Source organism: Wolbachia endosymbiont (group A) of Gymnosoma rotundatum (assembly GCF_947250765.1).
Lineage (GTDB): Bacteria > Pseudomonadota > Alphaproteobacteria > Rickettsiales > Anaplasmataceae > Wolbachia > Wolbachia pipientis.
The window spans coordinates 1,026,564-1,046,349 of the sequence record NZ_OX366347.1 but is presented as its reverse complement, the minus strand read 5'-3'; the positions used below and the strand labels follow the sequence as shown (position 1 = coordinate 1,046,349).

Sequence of the window (19,786 nt, the reverse complement as noted above, 5' to 3'; positions counted from 1 at the left end):
GGATTAGAAATGGTAAGAGAATATACAGCAGAATTCAAATTGGAAGCTGTTAAACTGGCAAATGAACAAAGAAAGGCAGGTCAAACAATTACAAAAATAGCAAAGAATTTAGGAATAAAGGGTGGTTTATTAGGAAAATGGATAAAGAAACACAACGAAAAAAAGTCGGCAGCAGATGCATTTCCAGGTAGAGGTAACATGGCTCCTTACGACAAAGAGAGGTTTGATTTACAAAGCAAGAGTAACAAGGGAAAGAGACATTTAAAAAAAAGCCCTGGCCAGTCAAAAAGAGTAAAATATTTTTTTATATAGTAACTGCTATAAAGTACAGGAATTATGTAGGATTTTCTGCTAGTGGCTACTATAAGTGGACCACAAGAAAAATAAGCAGTAGAGAATCAGCAAATAAAGAGCTACTCGAAGCTATTCAAAAAATATATCAAGTTTCTAAATGTAGATATGGAGCTCCTAAAATTCATGCTGAATTGAAGGCTTTGGGTAAAAGTTGCAATTTGAAAACGGTGCAAAGTATTATGCAGAAAAATGACATCAGGGCTATACTGAAAAGAAAGTTTAAAATTAAAAAACAACAAACAGATAATAGAGCTGTAGCTCCCAATATATAGCTCTTTTTACAATAATCCGAACAGACCGTAATATGCTACTGGCCTGCTATAGCCATAAACACATATCTTATCGCATTCGGACTATTATAAGAAAGGCTATACTAGATCAAAACTTTATTGTTGATCAACCAAATAAAGTATGGGATTACTTACATCAAAACCAAGGAGGGATGGCTATATTTGGCAGCAATAATTCTCACGTATGGTAGTTAATGAGTAGTGCAATAAATAAACAATTGGTTATGAACTCTTTATTAATGGCCATTAATAGGCGTAAACCTGTTAAAAATCTACTGCTGCACAGTGACCAAGGTTCACAATATACTGCGCAAGGGTATCAATATCTCTTAGCTGTAAAGAATATAGATGAGTAATAAAGGCTGTTGTTACGACAATTCTGTTGCAGAAAGCTTCTTTAGCTCATTGAAAAGAGAAATACTTATTGATACTTCACAACACTCTGCTCAACAAACTAGAACTGTAATATTTGAATACATAGAAATTTTTTATAACAAACAACGTCACTATTAACTATTGCATTCCAGAACAATTTGATGCATCATTCTTTTTGTAAAAAACATTCCACACTTTCTCTCCACTTTTTCTGGGTAAGGTCACTTTTCCACTGATCATATTTAATCGCCATAACTTTACTCCTACTTTAACAATATTTTAATTATCATATATTATGGCAAGAAAGTCAACCCTACCTAATTTTGCTTAGTAAGCACACTAACTATGAAACAATCTATATTACCATCAAAAACAGAATTTATATTGCCCACTTCATGTCCGGTTCTTAAATCCTTCACCATTTGATATGGATGCATAACGTACGATCTGATCTGATTGCCCCAGCCTATATCGCATTTTTTACCATATTCTTCAGCCATTTTCTGTTCTTTTTTTTCCAGTTCAATTTGGTATAAACGTCCTTTAAGTAATTTTAACGCCTCATCTTTATTTCTGTGTTGAGAACGACCATTTTGGCATTGAACTACAACACCAGTTGGAATATGCGTAATGCGTACCGCACTTTCAGTCTTGTTCACATGCTGACCGCCTGCTCCGGAAGCACGGTAGGTGTCGATCTTTAGATCCTTTTCATCCACAGCAATATCAATTGAATCTTCTATCACTGGAGTTACTCCTACACTTGCAAAACTGGTATGACGTTTACCATTTGCATCAAATGGCGATATTCTAACCAGCCTGTGAATTCCACTTTCACTTTTTGCCCACCCATAAGCTTTTTCTCCAACGATTTTTATCATTGCAGACTTTATACCAACTGACTCTCCTTCTAATTTTTCTACAACTTCAACTTTAAAGTTGTGATAAATTTCTGCCCACCTTATATACATGCGCATCAGCATTTCAGCCCAATCATTGCTCTCGGTTCCGCCAGCTCCTGAGTGGATTTCTAAAAAGCAGTTATTATTATCTGCTTCACCAGTAAATAAGGACTCTGTTTCTTTATACTTGATTAATTTCTCTAGCTTAGCTAATTCATTTTCAACTTCAGAGAAAAATTCTTCATCATTTTCATCAATAGCAGACTTCATTAAGCTGATGGCATCGTTGTAATCGCTTTCCAGCTTTAAAAACGACTCTACGTCATTCTTAATTTTAGAACGTTCTTTTAAAACTTCTTGTGCTTTTTGGTTATCTTGCCATAGGTCATCATTCGACGCTTGGGAGTCAAGCTCTTCAAGGCGCAACTTTAATTTTTCTATGTCAAAGACACCTCCTGATAAGAGAAATACTTTTATTTAAGCTTTGAAAGTGTTCAAGAATTTCTGGATAAGTTTTCATTATACTTTAGATTTTAATATATTTACTATCAATAACAATAACAGTAAACAAAATAGAAATTTAACCATATGATAGTTAATTTAAATAATTTCATTATACTTTAATGTTTAAGGAAATCAAGCGCGTATATTTATTAAAAAACAAGGTAAAGTAATGAATATTGAAATAAGTTCCCATTATGGTTTAGACAAAAAGGCTATTGATGACTTAATAGAGTCACTTGATAACGAGGAGCTAGAGAATGTTCGTAATATTGTAAAAACGATAGACAGTGTTCAGTTAGCTTATTTTTTATCTACTTCGATCAGTGATCACAGGGAGAAATTAGTTAATATCCTCGATCAACATTTGTTAAGTGATGCCCTAGTGCATGTAGTGCCAGATTTACAAATAGAGATCATAGAAACATTGGGAATAGAAAATACAGCAAAGTTACTAATGCTCCTTGATGTAGAAGATATAGTAACCATAGTGAAAGATTTAGATAGAAAGTCTGTAGAAAATATACTTTACTATTTGCCCAGCAAAACTCAGAAATCGGTAGAGGAGTTGCTATCATATCCAGAAGAAAGTGCAGGAAGGTTAATACATAAAGATATGGTTATAGCTCCATATTATTGGACAATAAATCAACTGACAGAATTTGTGTGCAACTATAAAAAAATACCAGAAAAATTTCACCAGATATTCATTATCAACTCAAAATTAGAGCCTATAGGCAGTGTTAATTTAAATAAGGTAATATCTCACTCAGGAGACACAATAATAAAAGAGATAATGGATCATGACATAAAAATCATTAAAACTGGAATAGACCAAGAGGAAGTAGCAAGAATATTTAAAGATTACTCTCTATTATCGGCTCCGGTAGTAAATAAGAATGGTAAAATTATTGGTGTGATCTTAATTGAAGATGTGATAAAAGTTGTTCAACAAGAAACAGAAGAGGATGTACTCAAAATAAGCGGTGTATCTTCTAAAGCCGATATAAATGCCCCTATACATAAAACTATAATTAAAAGGCTACCTTGGTTACTGTTTAACCTCTTAGCTGCAACAATGTGTTCCATAGTAGTTGGCTTTTTCGATGATGTAATAAAAAGTTTTATAGTGCTGCCAATAATCATGCCGATAATTGCATCAATGAGCGGAAATGCAGGATCCCAAACAGTAACGCTAACCATCCGGGCAATCGCAACAAAATATCTAACTGAGCAAAATGCAAAAAGAATACTGATGAAAGAATTTTTAATAGGTCTTATAAACGGGGTGATCTTATCTACTATTTCATTAGTAGTGTTAGCAATAAGGTTTCACAACTTCAAAGTGGAGATGATTTTTGTGGTCTCCATGATTATGATGTCAATTATTGCAACGTTCATCGGAACTTTCATTCCTATAATGCTTCACCGTTTAAAGTCTGACCCTGCCGTTTCTTCTTCAATCCTAACATCGGCAACAACTGATATTCTCTCAGCTTTTATATTTCTTGGTTTAGCTACGATCTTTTTATTAAATAGCTAATACTATCTATAGCTATACCGCCGCGAACCGTCATGCCGCGATTCATTCGCGGTATCTCTTAGCATAGATCCCGCTAACAAGTAGCGGGATGACGAGAAAGGGGCTACTTGGATGACATTCTTCCTGGTGTGCCCAAATCACAATGTTCGTACATCTGTGGATTTATTCGCGGTATAGATATCGCTAACGAGTAGCGGAATGACGGTTTTTCAAATTGTCGTAAGTCAGTTTAGCTATAATATCAAGTTTCACCAACTATTTCTCTCTATTAAATAAGAATAAATTACCTATACAAAAATAGATTGGCAATATTTCAAGTCTGCCAAGCAGCATTAAAAACGATAGAAATAATTTTACTTCATTACTGAAAGAAGAATAGTTACCTGAAGGGCCTATTAAATTACTAAATCCTGGACCAGAGTTTGTAAGCGTTGCAGAGACTGAGCTGACGCTAGTTATAAAGTCCGCATTGCTTAAGTAAGACATCACTATTGATGAAATGGTAAACGTTAACATGAAAATTGCAAAAAATATAAAGACAGAATGAACTTCATCATTCTCCAGGGTTTTTCCATTGAACTTTACTCCATTGTCTGCGCCTGGGTTTAATAAAAGGTAAAAGTAATTTCTTATAGACCTTAAAAGAACAATCAAGCGGAAGATTTTGACACCACCACTTGAAGAACCGCTACATCCACCAACAAAGGTGAGAAAAAAAGCTAAGACTGAAATGAAACTCCAATCTATATGATTACAGATTGCATAACCAGTTGACGTAATCAAGGAAGTGATGGTAAATGTGCTGCATCTAAATGATAATGACACTCCTAAATCAACATTTTTATACAACCAAAAACAAGCAAATAAAGATGAAACAATAGCTATCTTAAAAAAGTAAGAGACCTGTTCATCATAGCAAATGTCTAATCGTCTTATAATTTTTAAATAGCTAAGAAAAGGCAGAGAACCCAAAATCATAAAAACGATCGTTATGGCTTCTAGTATGGGATTATTATAGTGCCCTATAGAATCATTATAGTTAGCAAATCCACCAGTTGATACAGAAGACATTCCGTGGCATATTGCATCAAACAGTGGCATACCAGCTAGATAATAGGAAAATATACATAACAAAATTAGGCCATAATATATTGCCGTAACATGAATTACTACGCTTCGCGTATTCGGCAACTTCCTTTTGGTAGCATCTGAATACTCAGAATAAAGTAAATTATTTATGCTGAGAACCTTAAACATAGGAAAAACTGCAATTCCTAAAGTGATTACACCAAAACCCCCCATGCCATGTAGCATTGCTCTCCATAGCAGTATTCCTGGAGATTGTTTTTCAATATCATTAAATATAGTTGCTCCTGTGGTTGTGATGCCAGATATCGTTTCAAACAATGCATCAACATAGCTCAGATTATCAAAATAGAAAGGAATAGCTGCAAACAGAGACAAGGCAATCCAGGTGCAACTAGTAATCGCAAAAATTGCTGGCATTCCATGCAATCTACTCAATTTACCGAACAAAATAAAAGTTACGCCAGATGTGCAGGTAATTATGAATCCAGCGAGAAAATTTTTCCATTCGTAGCTGAGATACTTATTGGTAATAGCAGGAATAAGCATTGCTAAGCTAAACAGCAATAGGAATATTCCCACAATAAATACAATTGAACGCAAATTTTGTAAACGTTGATGATTTTTCATAGAGTTACTTCCTCGCTATACAAAGCCATAAAAGCTACTCTAACGTCAAGCATTTTGTTGGCCTTTATTAACAATATACTTGATTTACTTGTAAATATGTGTGATAATTAAATTTTTATTAGAGGTAAGATATGGTTGAATTAACTAATGCACAAGAAGAAATTCTAGGTTCATTAAGACAGGCAGTCCAGGATAACAATTCTCAAGAAGTCAAGAACATATTCGACAATAATGAACATAATAATATACAAGCAGTTTTGAGCCACGAGGGGACTTTGACTAGTGACAAAGGTACCATTTTAAATGATGTTATTGACTGTTCTAATGCTAGCGTTAGCACTAAAGTAAAGATCATTGAACTAATTTGGAAGGAAGCTGATCAAAAAACTCGTGATTTTTTGTGTTGTTGTACAATAGATAATTTTCGAAGATTTGGCAGTTATAACATACCTGCTCTTAAAACAGTTATTCAAGAAATGGAAGAGCACAAGAGGGTAATGGATTATGTAAATAACTTCCATGTAGTATGTACATCTTACTATTACCCACAAATATAAATGGACATAAAAATAAAGTATTACAACATTAAAGTTTGCAAACATTGAGGGTAAAAAATGGCAAACAGGAATAATGAATGGGCTGAAAATGAATTTGGAGATGCTGTACTTGGAGATAAAAGGTTAACTGACCGATTAGTAAATATTGCTGATAGTTTTACAAGTTTACCTGAAAGCTCAATCAATCAGGCGTGTGGAAGTTGGTCAGAAGCAAAAGCAGCATATCGTTTTTTTCAAAATGAGAACGTGAAAGAAGGCGATATTCTAGCTTCACACGTTGCTAAAACAGTTGAAAGAACAAAAGCCCATAAAAAAATTTTTGTGATCCAAGATACAAGTTATATTTCATACACAGACCATGAAAAAACAAGTGGATTGGGAGTTATTACAAGAAAACATAGTCAAGGTATTATAATGCATACAGCTCTAGCTGTTAGTATAGAAGGTTTGGTACTAGGGATACTAGATCAAAAAATTTATTCAAGACCTGAAGAATCTGAAAACATAAAAAAAAAGAACAATGACAGTATCCGCATTGAAGATAAAGAGAGTATAAAATGGTTAGAAACTTTAAGCAACACAAACAACATTATTGATTCAACTCAAACTGAGACTATAACTATATGCGATAGAGAAGCAGATATATATGAGTTTTTTGAGCTTGCACATAATCTTAATTCGGCAGTGTTAGTTAGAGCTTCCAAAGATAGGGCAGTAAATAGAAAATCTCGATATCCTGAAAAAGGTGAGCAGAAGTTATGGGAATTTATTAAATCCTCTCATTGTGCAGGTACGGTAAAAGTTGAAGTTCCTGCAAAAGATAATAAGCCAAAAAGAACAGCACATTTGGAAGTTAGATTCGGAAAGTTTATTATGCATCCATCTAAGAATAGTATTAGGCATAAGACAGAAGAATTACTTAAATTACCACACTATGCAGTTTACGTTGTTGAAAAAGACTTTCCTTCTGAAACAAGTCCGCTAGAGTGGATGCTTTTAACAAATCTTCCAGTCAATACCTTTGATGAAGCTGTTGAAAAAGTTAGGTGGTATTGTCTTAGATGGAAAATAGAAATATTACATAAAATTTTAAAATCTGGTCTCAAAGTTGAAGAATGTAGGCTTGGAACAGCAGAAAGGTTGATGCGATATTTAACAGTAATGAGTATTATTGCTTGGAGAATTTTCTTTATTACAACAATTGCAAGAATTGATCCAACATTACCGTGTACTACCTTATTAGCCGAAGAAGAATGGAAAGTTCTATATGTAAAAATACATAGAAAACCATGTTCAAATGCAACTCCTACTATAAAAGAAGCTGTTTCATGGATTGCTCAACTTGGAGGACATTTGGCTAGAAAAAATGATCTAGAACCAGGCCCCATTACTATTTGGAAAGGATGGAGACGTCTCTTTGATCTAGCAGAAGGATGGCGACTTGCTCACGAACTTTATATTTGTGGGTAATAGTAAGTATGTACATCTCTTGATTCTAATGGCAATATTAACTGGAAACACATTGAAGAAGCATTCGACTATGGTGACGATCAGGAGAAAGTTTTTACACGTTTAGTGGGACAAAGCTCTAATAAAAATCTCTTGAGGGAAAATGTATTCTCGGATTCTGAAGAAGTAGAAGAAGCAGAAGTAGTAAAAGTGATAAAATTCCTTGAACTTTTCTACCAAAAAACTCCTGAGAAGTTTCGTCAATCCCTTTTTGGGCTTTCTGATAACAACACAGGTGGTTTTACGTTTTTGCTTCGCAATGGCCTAGAAAATTTTAAAGACCAACCGGAATTATACAAATTGTTCAACGACTTTATTCAAAAAGTTGACAATGACCTCAATGAACATGTGTCCGAAAAGCTTATAAAAGAACAAGCAAGAGAAGATGCAGAGTATATACGGAAATTAAAAGAACAAGAAACCGGAACCCCAGAAAAAAACGATACAACCTTCTGGAGTGAACACAAAGGGAAGATTGCTCTAGGCGTTTTTGGACTATGCGTAGTTGGTGCTATTGCAGCCTATGTGCTGGCATATCCTGTAGTTGCATTAGTTTTAGAAGTTTCAGCAGTTTCAGCATTGGCTGTACTAGCTTATATTGGAGGAGTTTGTGAGAAATCAGAAAGCCCAAATACGAAAAGCTCGGACCCGGTTGTTTCTGGGTGTTGCAACAACGCAGAACTGTCTAATTAGTAATCCATTGTCATCCCAGCGCGCCGCGCTGGGTCTGACTACGCTAGAACAAAGAATATAAAAGAAACGTTGCCGTCACGTTATATCATAAACCTTTGCTGAAGCTTTCTTTATATCTTCACTTGAAAGTGGAATTAGACCAAGCCTAGATAGGTACCCATCTTCAATGCCGATCGAATCTATAATTTCTTTTATGAATTCTCTTAATCCATCAACAGTATCCAGGTGTTCTTTCTTTATATAAAGGTATAGAGGTCTTGCTAATATATATTTTCCCGATGATATATTTTCGTAAGTTGGCTCAATTCCTGCAATTGTGCTCCCTTGTATTTTATCTTGATTCCTCATTAAAAAGCTAAAACTAAATATCCCTAAAGCGTTCTTGTTACTTTTCAATTTTTGTATTATTATGTTTTCATTAATTCCAACTTCTATATACCTTCCGTCATCCCTTATATTACCACATGCTTGCTTTCTTTCTTCCTGATCTTTATAATTCTCTTTGAAAATTCTCGAGTTCATGCATGAATATTGATCAAGCATAATAGAATTAACCAAAGTTTCGTATGTGCCTGTATTTTGATGTGGACCATAAATTTCAATTTCTGTTTTTGGTAAGGCTTGATTTACATCAGACCAAAACTTCTTATTATTTTTTACTAATTTATCATTTTCTTGAGAATATGCAGATAAAGTTTCAAATAAGTCCTTCTTTGTGAAATCAAATCTATGGCTTTGATTTGAATTTGCAATGACAACTCCATCATAGCCAATGATGATTTCTATCACTTCATTAATTTTATTCCTTTTACATAGTTCTCTTTCTACTTCCTTCATAGGGCGAGATGAAGTGGTGATGTCTGGAGTGTCTTCCCCTATTCCTGAGCAAAACATTTTGAATCCTGATCCGCTTCCTATCGATTCCACAACTGGAGTCTTAAAGGAGAATACACGGTTGAACTCTTCGGCTATAAACGAGATAAAAGGAAAAACAGTTGAAGATCCAACAATTCTGATGTATTTCCTGGCATCAGCATTTGATAGCGGCGTGAATAATACGAATACAAAAATCAGGAGAAAGTTTCTAAGCATTATTTTTAGTTAAGAACATAAATCTAATTATTGTAACAAAACATCAAACTGAAAAGCTTTAATTGCATGACAAAAGCTACAGTTTACATTTAAATTTTATTTTATATTATTGTAAGTATTACACAACTTTAAGGAACAGTTATGGCAGTTATGCCAGATAAATGGATAAGAGAAAAAGCTGAAAACTTTGGAATGATAGAGCCTTTTGTGAATCACAAAAGCAGCAAAGGTGTTATATCTTTCGGACTATCATCTTACGGTTACGATGCAAGAGTGGATAATAAATTTAAAATTTTTACTAACGTTAATTCAGCCATCGTGGACCCTAAAAATTTTTCTGAGAATAGTTTTATAGATAAAGAAACAGACGTATGCATAATTCCGCCAAATAGTTTTGTGCTTGCAAGTACAGTGGAATATTTTCGTATACCAAGGAATGTACTGGTCATTTGTGTTGGTAAATCAACTTACGCAAGATGTGGAATTATAGTAAACGTTACTCCCTTAGAACCTGGATGGGAAGGTCATGTCACACTCGAATTCTCAAACACCACTCCGCTTCCCGCGAAAATTTACGCTAATGAAGGCGCATGCCAATTCGTATTTTTAAGCGGCGAAAGTGAGTGTGAGAAATCATATGATGATATGAAAGGAAAATATATGAATCAGCATGGTATCACTTTGCCGTTAGTTAAGTGATTACTTTAGGTAAAGCGTGATATTGTTTTATTGTACTGAAGATTACTAAAATGAGTTTTAACTAATTTGTCGCATTCTTTATCACCTAAAACTGCACGTGCAGAGTGGTTTTTAAATGACTCTACATAGCTTGAAAAGAAATTTGTAGAAGGATTACTTAAAGCTTCTGCAACTTCTTTTTTTTCTTTATCATTGGAAAGCTGATTAAATAGTTCTTCTCCCTTTTTTTGCAGCTCATTTTCAAATGCCCGCTTTATAATATTATTATCTGCTTTTTGCAAGAAGGAAAACTCTTCAAAAATGTACAAGGAAGAGACAATACTGTTAAAGGTGCCAGTAAAACATGTACTTGAACCACGACCATCACGCACTCCGTATTCTGTTTGTGATTCTACTAAATGTTTAACCAATTGATATTTTCTCTGTGATATGCAGGTATTAATATCTATATTATTTGCTCTAGTTTGATCGTTGCAAGCCTTCCAAACTAAATTTAAAACTTGCTTCAATGTTAACCCGCTTCCACTATGTGTATCAGGGTTATTTTTTATACGCTTCAAGCACTCAAGTGCATGTTTTTTCTCATCTTCTGTAAGTTGATCTTTATCTGCAGCTTTTTGTGTGCCATTTGCTATGCACTCTAACTGATCAATAAATCCTTCTATTTCCTCTATAAACTTATCATCAACATCAGGTTCACCATAGTTTTCTCTTAGCTTTTGAATGTTAATACTGATTGCATTATTTACATCAGTATCATGTGTTGTTTGTGGGACACGTGCTGCCTCCATAAATGCTTCAGCTCTTTGCTCTAACCATTCTGGTGCTTTGCCTCCTGCAAGATGATACAGTTTATCCAATGCCATGAAGGCTAGAATAAAGACTAGGGCCGAGATAATGAGCATTATAAGTAATACTATAAATAAACCTGTGATTAGCCACCTTACAGGAGCTAGCAGAATTTCTTTTGCTTTTTTTAATTTTGACGGTCTTTGTATGTTGTCTGGTGTATTTACTACTGCTGGCATAATTAGTTTAAGTTAATATCAATATTATTAATATACTATATTTTTTCTTATTTTGTCAACCCAAATTTCTACTTCCGCACTTTTTCATTGTTGCTTACAATGATTATAGCTACATGATTTACTCATGTATTTTTCCTGATTAAAAACTTCAATTATTCATTGTAAGCTGCTGAATCTCCTACTATTTAGTGGCAAATTGTTATCCAAGTGGCTGTAAAACGACAAATTCGTCATTCCGCTACTAGTTAGCGGAATCTATGCTAAGAGATACCGCGAATGAATCGCGGTATGACGGTTCGCGGCGGCATAACGATAAGCTCGTCATCCCGCTGCTTGTTAGCGGGATCTATCCGTGGCGGCATGACGTAGAGCCTACATTAACTATAGAAACAAAAAGGAGGATTATCATGTCTACAATAATTTTATCATCAATTTTCGGTCAAGCAGGCAGCATTTTTGGGCCAATTGGCCGGATTATCGGCTCAGAACTTGGTGCTCTTCTTGGTGCACAGCTAGATGGGGCAATGTTCGGCCTTGAAGCCGAGCAAAAAGTAACGCATGGGGCAAGGCTAAAAAATCTGCAAGTTCAAACCTCAACCTACGGCAGAACGATCCCAATTATCTATGGCACTGCTCGTGTTGCGGGGAATATTATTTGGGCACAGCCAATAAAAGAAGAGGCGATAACCACCAAAAGTAAAATTGGAAGAGGTATGAACGTTACATATAATTACTATGCAACGCTTGCAATTGCGATCTGCAAGGGGAAAGTAGAAAAATTAAACAGAATCTGGGCAGATACAACATCACTTAGCTTTGATGAAATAGATTATACTTTTTACAGCGGCAGAGAAGACCAAAATCCTGATCCATTTATGTCATCAATTGAAGGAGAGGGGAATGTGCCGGCTTATAGGGGAATATCTTACATAGTCATCAAGAATTTTCCTTTAGCAGACTATAATAATCATGTTCCGGTATTTACGTTTGAAGTGCAAACTGCAGTAAAGTCAAATGAATTTTCAGTAGCAAAAAATATTCGGAATATCAATATAATACCAGGCTCAGGAGAGTTTGTATATGATACAAAAATACAGAAGAAAATCGCGCAAGAGAAAATAAGCAGCAACCAATATATCCCATATGGGCTGGCGCAAAGGGTAAATCACAACAACCACACTAAAAAGAGCGATGCAATGCTTTCTTTGGATCAATTAAAGGGAGATTTACCAAATGTTGAGTGGGTATCGGTAGTAGTCAATTGGTTTGTGAATGATCTGAACATTAAAGATTGTAAAATATATCCTGCAGTTGAATTTCAAGATGATTCCGCAATATTACCTGATGATTGGCAAGTAGGGGGTGTAACCAGAGATAATGCTCAGCTAATTTCAAAAGATGCGAGTGGAAACCCAAGGTATGGTGGCACAGTTAGTGATGCAGCGTTGATAAGATATATAGAAGAGCTACACAGCAGAGGCTACAAGGTGATGCTCTATCCAATGCCCTTACTTGATACAAAGAACAAAGAGTGGCGAGGAAGGTTGAGCGGGACTCCTGAAGATATAAGTGATTTTTTTAAGAATCAGTACAACAAATTTATAGAGCATTATGCAAGCATTGCCAAACAAACTAAAGTGGAAGGGTTTATCATTGGTTCTGAATTTGCGCAACTTACCAAAATCAGGGATGAACAAGGGAATTACCCTGCCGTTATAGAGCTGGTCAAGCTTGCAAAGCGAATAAAACTTCAGCTTGGAAAAGAAGTAACGGTAACTTACGCTGCTGATTGGAGTGAATACCATTCATATGATGGTTGGTATAATATGGATGAACTGTGGTCTTCAGAGTACATCGACGTTGTTGGCATAGATGCTTATTTTCCACTGACTGATGGTCCAGAGCCTCCTTTTGGCTATTCTGCGGAAGATGTAATGGGTGGTTGGAGCAGTGGAGTGGGGTATGATTATTTCTATGATTACTCAAAGGGTGAGCCTGAAAGAGTAAAGTATAACGACAGCAGGTATGCGTGGAAAAATATAGAGAAATGGTGGAGTGAAACTCACACAAATCCTGACGGTAGCAAAACGAAATGGCAACCAAAGATGAAAAAAATATGGTTTACTGAGTATGGATTTCCCAGTATGAACGGCTGCACTAATGAGCCAAATGTGTTTGTTGACAAAGGCAGCATAGAGAGCAAATATCCACGATATTCAAACGGAGAGGTGAGCTTTCTTTCGCAAAAAATTGCAATTGAAGGAACGCTAAAAAAGTGGCAAAGCTCAGAAATGGTAGAAAAAATGTTTCTCTGGGCATGGGATGCAAGGCCATTTCCTTACTTTCCCAATTTATGTGATGTGTGGGCTGACTGCCATAACTGGCAAACAGGACATTGGATTCAGGGAAAGCTTTCACAACTTAATATTTCCGATGTTTTATCGGATCTGTTACAAAAAACAGGTTTAAAAAGCAATCAGTTCGATACAAGCAACGTCAAAGGGTTATTGTCTGGGTATGTGATAAACGACCAGCAACCCGTACGTTCAATTATTAAAATGCTGCAAAGTTGCTATTTTTTTGATGTGGTTGAACAGGACTCTAAACTGAAATTTGTCCAAAAGGGCAGGGGAGTTACGACTGGAATACCAATTGGTGAAATGGTTTTCAGTAACAATTCAAAACTTGCTAATATCAGTCAATTAGATTTAAACAATAAAGTTAACGTCGTTTATTTTAATCGCAATTTTGGCTATCCAATTGATGTTAAATATGCTGAGTTGCCAAAGCAAGGCGCTGCTATAACAGTTGAAATACCGCTCATTATGGAGGAGGGAGAGGCGCAAAATATAGCTGAGGTTTTACTTTATTCTTCGTGGCAAGAGAGAAATATATACAATTTCAAGCTGCCGATAAAATATGCGTGGCTTGTGCCAAGTGATGTAATAACGATTTTAGACGGTGAGAAAAAGCATACGGTGAGAATTATAAAAACAAAATTCGAAAGCATGTCCATTCAAGTAATTGGCGTTGGTTATGATCACTCTATATATAAGCTTTCTTTTCCTTCAACAAGGTCACTTATGCTGAAGGAATACCCTTCCTCTCACATTAGCAAAACCATCGTAGAAATGATAGATTTACCGGATATTAAAGGTAATAGTGCAAGCTTTACTTTAATTAGTGAGGAAAAGAATTGGAAGGGAGCAACACTCTTTATTTCGTACAACGATAAGGATTATAAGCCTATTGCAAGCACAAACAAGCAGTCTACTTACGGATATGTAATGGAATCTACCGACGAGGGGCTTATAGTAGTGTTACGTTTTGGAAACATAACTTCAATTGCGGACTCAAATTTAGCACTGGTTGGAAAAGAGATAGTAAAATTTCAGAGTGCCGAACTTATAGATAAAAATAAATATAAGCTTAGCAATCTAATTAGAGGGCAAGAAGGCACTAAAGAGTATCAGCACACTGCAGGTGAAAAATTTGTTCTACTTGATGATTCAATAATATCTTTCGAAGTGCAAAGGGGAAAAAAGTTTTACCTAAAAGCAGTGACTTACGGTGACTCGCTGGAAAATACGGAAGTGAAAGTGATAAATTCATTTAGTAATTGAAATTTAATAAAGTAAGTGCTAGAATTAATATACAGGTATTAATGGTAGAGATATAACATGTCAAAGGAAATGGTCAATGCGTTGAAAGCTGAAGTGAAGAAGCTCAAATATGCTGATTTCAAAGCTAACACTTGGGACGAAGTAATTTCTGGTGAGGGAACATATAAGGATCTTAATAGAACACACGGCCTTGCTATTAACGGACAAAAAATAACTAACGAATTTATTAACGATCTGTATTCAAACCATAAAAATCTAATTCTACGGGATGAAAACGGAAAAGGGAATTATCGTCCATTTCTCAGACAAATTTTTACAGAAATGTTTAAACACGTTGGTGCAACAATTCCCAATAACTCTATTATTGAGGAGTTAATAAATAACTATTATCAGGGCGGATATACTCATTTTCTTCCTAATGATATGAGTCAAGCTCTTGGATCTTTTCATTTGTCAACGCAAAGCAACTGTATGACAAGAGAGTATATTATGGATTGTCGTGAACCCAATTGTATAAAGCTTAGTTTTAGCATGAAATATACAAAAATGCTTAACTATAATGATTATACATATATCGAAACACCAGGTTTTTGCAGTTCAGCGGAGTTTAAACTGAAATGTGAAGATAAAAATGTAACATATGAAGATGGTAAAGTACTTCTTACCATTCCTAAAGAGCTAAAAAACTACAAAGTAAGTGGTAAGAATTTGTTTGATGTTATTGTTGAATATTTTCAGAAGCTTTGCGAAAAATTGGGCTTTAAATTTGAGACAAAAGTGGAACATAGCCTTGGTGAACCACTAAAGGTAGTAAGTGAGGCAAATGCATCTTCTGTTGAAGACTTAAAGCTTAAAGTGAATAATCAAAGGTAAAATATTGAAATTCGTGCTTTTCATGATTTTAGCTTAAGATTTCAGTGTCCGCTACTCGAATGACATCGTTTACTATGTAACATTGTACTTATACTAATGAAAAAAATACATTATAATTAAGCATATTTACCAATAAATCATTAAGTGAAAACAGCTCTTTCGCAAAATATCATCTCTCTTATTATGATATTGTCTGTAGCAATTGTCGATATGGCAACTGACCTATACTCAGTTGCACTACCAAGCATTGCCAATTATTTTAAAGTAGAAGGCAGTGTAGTGCAGCTTACAATTAGCTTGAATCTAGTTGGATTTGCGGTGTCTGGATTAATTTATGGTCCATTATCGGACCATTATGGTAGGCGTCCAATGATGCTGATTGGTATGACAATTTTTACTTTGGCAAGTGTCATGTGTTATATAGCCGACAGTATTGCGCTCTTGATACTAATTCGCTTCATACAAGGAACAGGGGCTGGTGTTGCAGGTGTTGTTGGGTATGCAGCAATAAGGGATATGTACTCGGGTAGTGAATACTCGAGAGTAATTTCAAAATTAAATATGGTTGTGGCACTCTCACCTGGAATAGCTCCAGTGGTGGGCAGTTATATAATTTCACATGGTTATCATTGGAAATTTTTGTTTTTTATTATGTCACTTGCAGCAATTGCTATGCTTATTTTTATCTACTTTAAGTTACAAGAAACACTCACTGTAAATAAAAATGAAACCAGTATAACCAACATAACTACTAATATCTGCAAGCAATACATATCAATATTTAGAAATTATCGTTTCCTTGGGTTTTCAGCCATTCATGGATTAACTTTCATGTGGCTTTGGGCATACGTTGCTAACTATCCTTTCATATTTGAATCAATGGGCATTGAAGTACAGTATTTTGGCTACCTCATATCGATCATAGTCATATTTTACATAATTGGAACTTTAATTAACAGGAGATATGTGCCGAAAATAGGGGTGAGTAAAATGCTAATAATAGGTTTGGTGTTACCGATAATATCCGATAGTTTATTGGTATATTTTTATTTCGCGGACAAGTTGAATATATTCATTCTTCAAACTGTTTGGATTCCAGCCAATATCGGACTTGCATTAATAATAAGCAATAACGTAACCTCTGCTTTAGAAACGATCAAAGGTATAGGGCTTGGTAGTGCAGTCCTCTCATTCTGCAATATGATATTTGGGGCTATTGGAATATATATAGTAGGAAAATTTTTTCGCTATGGTATTTTACCAAATTTACTATTAACAATAGCATGCTCTACAATTGCAATTCTTATGTACAGCCAGCTCAAATGTACTGAAAAACACAGGGAATAACCATTATTTGCGTGATCCAGAGCTCATGGGTTATTAATGACTTTATCATGATAATATAATTTTACAGGGGGTGAGAGCTCATAGATTATTAACGACTTTATCATAACAATATAGTTTTACAGGAGGTATGGGATGAGCAATTCAAACAGAGATATAAATGCTGAATTACTTGAGGCTGTTAAAAACGGTGAAATTGATAAGGTAAGAAGTCTAATAAGTGAAGGAGCAAAGGTTAATGTAAAAGATCAAGATAAAAAGACTCCTTTACATTGGGCTGTTGAAAATGGCCATAAAGAGGTAGTAGAAGTTTTACTAAATAATGGGGCAAATGTTAATGCGGAAGATACAGATGGAAAGACTCCTTACGATTTAGCCACTGATGAAGAAATAAAAACTCTACTACAAAACACAGCTAAATTACTTGAGGCTGCTGAAAAAGATAACATTGAGGAAGTAACCCGTCTAATAAGTGAAGGAGCAAATGTTCATGCACAAGATGGATTTGGCAATGCTCCTTTACATTGGGCTGCTGAAAAGGGCCATAAAGGGGTAGTAGAAGTTTTACTAAATAATGGGGCAAATGTTAATGCAGTAGAGGACCATAACAACACTCCTTTACATTATGTTGCTGGATATGGCTATAAAGAAGTGGTGCAAGCTCTATTGGATAATAGGGCAAATGTTAATGCAGTAAATAAAGATGGAAAGACTCCTTTACATTTTGCTGCTGCACATGGCCGTAAAGAAGTAGTAGAAGCCCTACTGCAAGTAGAAGGGATCGATGTTAATGCACAAAATAAATATGACAGCACTCCTCTACATTTTGCTGCTGAAATGGGCCATGCAGGGATAGTAAAAGATCTATTGGACAAAGGGGCAGATGTTAATATAAAAGATAAAAATGAAAAAACTCCCTTAAATTTAGCTAAGGCAGAAGAAATAAAAACTCTATTAGAAAATGCAGGAAAAACAGATAATGCTAGTCCAGTATTGCAAAATGATGAAGAAGAAAGCCAAGTTCCACAAAATGCTGCTTTACTTGAGGCTGCTAAAAGTGGTGATATTAATGAAGTAAAGCGTCTAATAAGTGAAGGAGCAAACGTTAACGCAGTTAAAGATTTGTATACTCCTTTATATTGGGCTGCTAAAAATAATCATTTTAATATAGTAGAAGTTCTATTAGATAATGGAGCATATGTTGATGGTGTCAATTATTCTATGGAACGTGATGTGTTGACTCTATTACAAGAAAAAGAAGCTGAATATTGCAAGAGCTCTTTACATCTGGCTGCTAGGCTTGGCAACTTGGAAGCAGTAAAAGATCTATTAGGGAAAGGGGCAAATGTTAATGCACAAAATGACACAAGAGAGACTCCTTTACACGTCGCTGCTAAAAAGGGCCATAAAGATGTAGTAGAAGCCCTACTGAACGTAAATGGGATCAATGTTAATGCACAAGATAAATATGACAGCACTCCTTTACATCGGGCTGCTAAAGAGGTCCATAAAGATGTAGTAGAAGCTCTATTGGACAAAGGGGCAAATGTTGATGCAGAAGATGAAAATGGAGACACTCCTTTCGATTTAACCACTAATCAAGACATACAAACTCTATTACAAAACACAGATGAATTACTTGAGGCTGCTAAAAGTGGTAATATTAATGAAGTAAATCGTCTAATAAGTGAAGGAGCAAGTGTTAATGCAACAGATCAAAATGGAAATACTCCTCTACATTGGGCTGCTAAAAATGGCCATGAAGAGGTAGTAGAATCCCTATTGGGAAAAGAGGGAATTGATGTTAATGCACAAGATAGAGATAACAATACTCCTTTACATTGGGCTGCTGTAAAGGGCCATAAAGAGGTATTAGAAGCCCTATTGGAAAAAGATGAAATCGATGTTAATGCACAAGATAAAGATAACAGGACTCCTTTACATTGGGCTACCGGTAGGGATAATGTGGAAGTGGTTAATGTTCTAATAATAAAAGGAGCAGATGTTAATGCACAAGATAAAGATAACAGGACTCCCTTACATTTTGCTGCTCAAAATAACAACAAAGAAATAGTAGACGCCCTAATAAAAGCAGGAGCAGATGTTAATATAAAAGATGAAGATGGAAAGACTCCCTTAGATTTAACTACTAACGAAGAAATAAAAACTCTATTGCAACCCGCAGAAGAATCTGATGATGGTTCAGTTGATGAGTCATCGACAGATAGTGAAGGGGGCCCAGAGGAAGAAAAACGAGTAGGTGATGATACTGAACTACAATCAGATAATAGCAAAGAAGGGGAAAAAACCAGCACCACCAGTGCAGAACAAGGAATTGGTGTACAAGACACCGATGTAGGTCCTGTTGCTTCCACAGAACCTGCACAAACAGAAGAACAGCCGAGCTCTTTTTTTGGTAATTTGTTTAGTATACTTATGAAGCCTTTTTCATTAGTTGCATCATTTTTTGGTGGGTTTTTTTCATGGTTGTTTGGGTTTAACGAAGAAAAAATTGATGAATCTACATCACAAACCGATGCTAGATGCGAAGGAGAGAGTAGTAGTTGCGATTACGATGTAACGAAAGATGAGTAGGGTAACGCAAGAGATCTCTACAAGGAAGGGTGTCATCCCAGTGCTTGACACTGGGATGGCTTTGTTGCATAGCAACTGAAAAAATCTGGTGG

14 protein-coding genes and 2 pseudogenes are annotated in these 19,786 nt (G+C 35.4%); 12 read left to right on the top strand and 4 right to left on the bottom strand.

Annotation, left to right across the window (positions count from 1 at the left end):
• Nucleotides 1–9: 9 nt before the first annotated feature.
• The 3 genes and pseudogenes from OOK97_RS05240 to OOK97_RS07625 all read left to right on the top strand — a co-directional run.
• Nucleotides 10–312, top strand: coding sequence for a transposase (locus OOK97_RS05240; protein ID WP_264705099.1), 303 nt, complete (start codon nucleotides 10–12; stop codon nucleotides 310–312).
• A pseudogene (locus OOK97_RS07300) lies at nucleotides 297–515 on the top strand (IS3 family transposase); the annotation flags it as partial. The gene OOK97_RS05240 and the pseudogene OOK97_RS07300, both read left to right, overlap by 16 nt.
• A gap of 209 nt (nucleotides 516–724) precedes the next feature.
• A pseudogene (locus OOK97_RS07625) lies at nucleotides 725–1,200 on the top strand (transposase); the annotation flags it as partial.
• 136 nt (nucleotides 1,201–1,336) lie between these two features.
• On the opposite strand, the gene prfB reads toward OOK97_RS07625, so the two are convergent.
• A protein-coding gene (gene prfB, locus OOK97_RS05215; protein WP_141456981.1) for a peptide chain release factor 2 occupies nucleotides 1,337–2,441 on the bottom strand; the annotation gives its coding sequence in 2 pieces (ribosomal slippage) (nucleotides 1,337–2,365 and nucleotides 2,367–2,441; 1,104 coding nt in all).
• 153 nt (nucleotides 2,442–2,594) lie between these two features.
• On the opposite strand from prfB, the gene mgtE reads away from it, so the two are divergent.
• Nucleotides 2,595–3,965: a magnesium transporter gene (mgtE, locus tag OOK97_RS05210; RefSeq protein WP_006280192.1), complete on the top strand. Its 1,371-nt coding sequence runs from the start codon at nucleotides 2,595–2,597 to the stop codon at nucleotides 3,963–3,965.
• A 255-nt stretch (nucleotides 3,966–4,220) separates the two neighbouring features.
• Here the strand turns inward: mgtE and OOK97_RS05205 are convergent, their stop codons facing one another.
• Nucleotides 4,221–5,681 (bottom strand): TrkH family potassium uptake protein, encoded by a 1,461-nt coding sequence (locus OOK97_RS05205; protein WP_264705096.1) that lies wholly within the window; start codon nucleotides 5,679–5,681, stop codon nucleotides 4,221–4,223.
• A 131-nt stretch (nucleotides 5,682–5,812) separates the two neighbouring features.
• On the opposite strand from OOK97_RS05205, the gene OOK97_RS05200 reads away from it, so the two are divergent.
• The 3 genes from OOK97_RS05200 to OOK97_RS05190 all read left to right on the top strand — a co-directional run bounded on the left by OOK97_RS05200 (nucleotide 5,813) and on the right by OOK97_RS05190 (nucleotide 8,440).
• Nucleotides 5,813–6,238, top strand: coding sequence for a hypothetical protein (locus OOK97_RS05200; protein WP_264705095.1), 426 nt, complete (start codon nucleotides 5,813–5,815; stop codon nucleotides 6,236–6,238).
• A 57-nt stretch (nucleotides 6,239–6,295) separates the two neighbouring features.
• Complete coding sequence (locus OOK97_RS05195; RefSeq protein ID WP_076612417.1) at nucleotides 6,296–7,708, top strand: IS4-like element ISWosp2 family transposase; 1,413 nt, start codon at nucleotides 6,296–6,298, stop codon at nucleotides 7,706–7,708.
• A 105-nt stretch (nucleotides 7,709–7,813) separates the two neighbouring features.
• Nucleotides 7,814–8,440, top strand: a complete 627-nt coding sequence (locus OOK97_RS05190; RefSeq protein ID WP_264705094.1) for a hypothetical protein — start codon at nucleotides 7,814–7,816, stop codon at nucleotides 8,438–8,440.
• A gap of 75 nt (nucleotides 8,441–8,515) precedes the next feature.
• On the opposite strand, the gene OOK97_RS05185 is transcribed toward OOK97_RS05190, so the two are convergent.
• Complete coding sequence (locus OOK97_RS05185; RefSeq protein WP_264705093.1) at nucleotides 8,516–9,532, bottom strand: substrate-binding domain-containing protein; 1,017 nt, start codon at nucleotides 9,530–9,532, stop codon at nucleotides 8,516–8,518.
• 141 nt (nucleotides 9,533–9,673) lie between these two features.
• Between OOK97_RS05185 and dcd the strand changes: the two genes are divergently transcribed.
• Nucleotides 9,674–10,231 carry a dCTP deaminase gene (gene dcd, locus OOK97_RS05180; RefSeq protein WP_006280485.1) on the top strand — a complete coding sequence of 186 codons (558 nt, stop codon included), beginning with the start codon at nucleotides 9,674–9,676 and terminating at the stop codon, nucleotides 10,229–10,231.
• 5 nt (nucleotides 10,232–10,236) lie between these two features.
• On the opposite strand, the gene OOK97_RS05175 is transcribed toward dcd, so the two are convergent.
• The gene (locus OOK97_RS05175) at nucleotides 10,237–11,259 is read right to left on the bottom strand and encodes a hypothetical protein (RefSeq protein ID WP_264705092.1); all 1,023 of its coding nucleotides are present in this window, start codon (nucleotides 11,257–11,259) and stop codon (nucleotides 10,237–10,239) included.
• A 407-nt stretch (nucleotides 11,260–11,666) separates the two neighbouring features.
• Here OOK97_RS05175 and OOK97_RS05170 point away from each other — a divergent pair, with 407 nt between their 5' ends.
• The 4 genes from OOK97_RS05170 (at nucleotide 11,667) to OOK97_RS05155 (ending at nucleotide 19,694) form a co-directional block, all read left to right on the top strand.
• Nucleotides 11,667–14,882, top strand: a complete 3,216-nt coding sequence (locus OOK97_RS05170) for a glycoside hydrolase/phage tail family protein (RefSeq protein ID WP_264705091.1) — start codon at nucleotides 11,667–11,669, stop codon at nucleotides 14,880–14,882.
• 57 nt (nucleotides 14,883–14,939) lie between these two features.
• Nucleotides 14,940–15,755 (top strand): hypothetical protein, encoded by an 816-nt coding sequence (locus OOK97_RS05165; RefSeq protein ID WP_264705090.1) that lies wholly within the window; start codon nucleotides 14,940–14,942, stop codon nucleotides 15,753–15,755.
• A gap of 183 nt (nucleotides 15,756–15,938) precedes the next feature.
• Nucleotides 15,939–17,102 (top strand): multidrug effflux MFS transporter, encoded by a 1,164-nt coding sequence (locus OOK97_RS05160; RefSeq protein WP_264705089.1) that lies wholly within the window; start codon nucleotides 15,939–15,941, stop codon nucleotides 17,100–17,102.
• A 132-nt stretch (nucleotides 17,103–17,234) separates the two neighbouring features.
• Nucleotides 17,235–19,694 (top strand): ankyrin repeat domain-containing protein, encoded by a 2,460-nt coding sequence (locus OOK97_RS05155; RefSeq protein ID WP_264705088.1) that lies wholly within the window; start codon nucleotides 17,235–17,237, stop codon nucleotides 19,692–19,694.
• Nucleotides 19,695–19,786: the final 92 nt, after the last annotated feature.